This is a genomic window from Acidovorax sp. KPB24-07 (assembly GCF_057543315.1).
The window spans coordinates 1-2911 of sequence record NZ_BAAJYS010000401.1 but is presented as its reverse complement, the minus strand read 5'-3'; the positions used below and the strand labels follow the sequence as shown (position 1 = coordinate 2911).

3 protein-coding genes are annotated in these 2911 nt (G+C 71.5%); 2 read left to right on the top strand and 1 reads right to left on the bottom strand.

Annotated elements, in window-relative coordinates:
- On the bottom strand, positions 1-1459 hold a 1459-nt coding region (locus tag AC27IQ_RS21630), incomplete at its 3' end, for a cysteine desulfurase family protein (RefSeq protein ID WP_487090739.1).
- A 39-nt stretch (positions 1460-1498) separates the two neighbouring features.
- Here AC27IQ_RS21630 and AC27IQ_RS21625 point away from each other — a divergent pair.
- Together AC27IQ_RS21625 and AC27IQ_RS21620 are read left to right on the top strand one after the other, a co-directional pair.
- A complete protein-coding gene (locus AC27IQ_RS21625; protein ID WP_487090738.1) occupies positions 1499-1693 on the top strand; it encodes a hypothetical protein in 195 nt (64 codons plus the stop codon).
- A gap of 217 nt (positions 1694-1910) precedes the next feature.
- Positions 1911-2911 (top strand): MutS N-terminal domain-containing protein (locus tag AC27IQ_RS21620; protein WP_487090740.1); only part of this gene is annotated, 1001 nt, incomplete at its 3' end.

Genomic DNA, 2911 nt, shown 5'->3' with positions numbered 1-2911 from the left:
CGTCCACGGCCTCGTCCGCGGCCGGGTGGCCGGCCAGGGCGGCACGCAGCGCGGCGGCGGATGACGCGTGGTCGCCATGGCTGTGGGTGTCCAGCACCGCTGCCAGCGTGTAGCCCTGGCAGCGCACCAGCTGGGCCAGCCGCTCGGTCAGCTCGGGCAGCGGATCGATCACGGCGCAGCGGCGGCTGGCGGCATCGGCCACCAGGTAGCAGCATGCGCCATCGACCACGAAACGGGTCACTCCTTCGACGGGCAGCGCGGCCGGCTGGGCCGGGCCCAGGCAACTGGCACGCAGCGATTCGCCGCACGCGCGGATGCGGGCGCAGGCCTCGCCGATGAAGGCAGCATCCGCGGCCGGGCCGAACGACAGCCGCACAGCCGAGTCCGCCTGCCAGGCCGGCAACTGCATGGCCTGCAGCATGTGGCTGGGCTGGGCCTTGGCCGCGCTGCAGGCCGAGCCGCCGCTGACGCGCACGCCCGCGGCGTCGAACAGATCCAGCAACAGCCGCGAGCCCACGCCCGGCACCGAGAAGTTGAGCGTGGTGGGCAGGCAGAGCCCGGGCGGCGCGTTGAAGACGAGGCCGGGGAAGGCCGCCTCCAGCGCCGCGCCCAGCTGCGCGCGATAGCCTGCCAGCACCTGCGGGGGCTGGAACGTGGTGCCGCCCTCCAGCGCCGCCAGCACCGCACCCAGGGCGGCGATGCCCGCCATGTTCTCGGTGCCCGAGCGCAGGGCGCCCTCCTGCCCGCCGCCGGCCATCATGGGTGTGAACGGCGCGCCCTCACGCACGTACAGCAGGCCGATGCCCTTGGGCGCATAGAGCTTGTGGCCGGAGAACGTGGCGTAGTCGATGGGGTGGTCGGCCAGCTGCAGCGCCATCTTGCCCAGGGCCTGCACGCTGTCCACCAGCCACAGCGCGCCGCTGCCCGCCATCGCCTGCGCGATGCCCGCCAGATCGCTGACCACGCCGGTCTCGTTGTTGGCGGCCATGGTGCACACCAGCGCGGCGCGCGGCGCATGGGCGCGCAGCCAGTCGAGGTCGTGCCGGCCATCGTGCGCCACGGGAATGGGCAGCACCTGCAGGCCGAGCTGCAGCAGCGTGTTCCAGTGCCGGAGCGCCTCGGGCACCGCCTTGTGCTCGGTCGCGCCGTACAGCAGCAGCTGCGGCCCCGTGGCGCCGTCGCCGCCTGCGGTGCGCTGCCTGCGCACATGGTCCAGCGCCGACAGCACGGCGGTCTGGATGCCCTCGGTCGCGCCGCTCACGAACATCAGCTGGCCCGAAGGCGCACCGACCACCCGGCGGGCCCGGGCCCGCACCGCATCCATCAGCGCGCGGGCCTTGAGACCGGTGCTGTGCGTGCTGCTGGGGTTGCCGTAGTCGTCCGCCATCGCAGCCAGGGCGGCATCGCGGGCGGCGGGCAGGACGGGCGTGGTGGCGTTGGCGTCGAGGTAGATTTCCATGGCGTTGCTTGATTTCCGTTGATCCGGGTAACAGCAACCATGTTAGTGAGCCATATTGAGAATATTTTTCTTATTTTCTGGCTTTATTTGAAATCAGCATTCATCCACCCATGCTTTGGCAAGGCCCGGGGCACGGCGGCGGCTGCCGGCCAAGGCACTGCCGATGCGATGGGTCGTCCCGCTTGCGCCAGGGCGCTCGTCCACAATAGCGGGTTCGCCGCGGCCGGCCGCTGACCGAGCGGGTGCCGCGATGCCACCCCGCAGGGGATTGCCAGCAGCGAGCGGCCGTCGCGCGCTCCGCGATCCCGGTGAAGTCGAGAGAACCCAGAACATGCAGCAGCCGGCAGAAAACGCCCCCATCACCGCATCGCCATCCGCATCGCCCTCCACCCCTGACACGCCCGCGCCCGCCGCGCCGCATCTGGGCAGCGACTTCTCGCACCACACGCCGATGATGCAGCAGTACCTGGCCCTGAAAGCCGCGTACCCCGACACGCTGGTCTTCTACCGCATGGGCGATTTCTACGAGGTGTTCTTCGCCGATGCCGAGAAGGCCGCGCGGCTGCTGGACATCACGCTCACGCAGCGCGGTCAGTCCGGCGGGCAGCCGGTGGTGATGGCCGGCGTGCCCTTCCACGCGCTGGAGAACTACCTGGGCCGGCTCATCAAGATGGGCGAGTCGGTGGCCATCTGCGAGCAGGTGGGCGAAGTGGGCGCGAGCAAGGGGCCGGTGGAGCGCAAGGTGGTGCGCGTGGTCACGCCGGGCACGCTCACCGACAGCGAACTGCTGTCCGACAAGGCCGAATCGCTGCTGCTGTCGGTGCACCAGGGCCCCCGCGCGCGTTGCGGCCTGGCGTGGCTCAGCGTGACGCAGGGGCTGGTGCACCTGGCCGAATGCACGCACGACGAGGTCGGCGCCTGGATCGCGCGCATAGGCCCGAGCGAGGTGATCTACAGCGCGGGCGTGACCGAGCGCTTCGAGCAGCAGTTGAAGGCGCTGCGCCAGAACGGCACCTTCGCCTGCCCCTTGAGCCTGCGGCCGGACTGGCAGTTCGATGCCGCGTTGGGCGAGCGCAAGCTGCTGGAGCAACTGGGCGCGGCCAGCCTTGCCGCCTGGAGCGCGCAGGACCTGGCCCAGGCCCACGCCGCCGCCGCCGCGCTGCTGGCCTATGCCGAGCACACGCAGGGCCGATCGCTCACCCACGTGCACGGCGTGCGCGTGCAGCAGAGCGACGAGCTGATCGCCCTGCCCCTGGCCACGCGCCGCAACCTGGAACTGACGCGCACGCTGCGGGGCGAAGACGCGCCCACCCTCTTTTCGCTGCTGGACACCTGCATGACCGGCATGGGCAGCCGCCTGCTCAAGACCTGGCTGCTGGAGCCGCGGCGCGACCGCACCGAGGCCCGCCAGCGCCTGTCGGCCACGGCGGCGCTGCGTGGCACGGCCTCGGG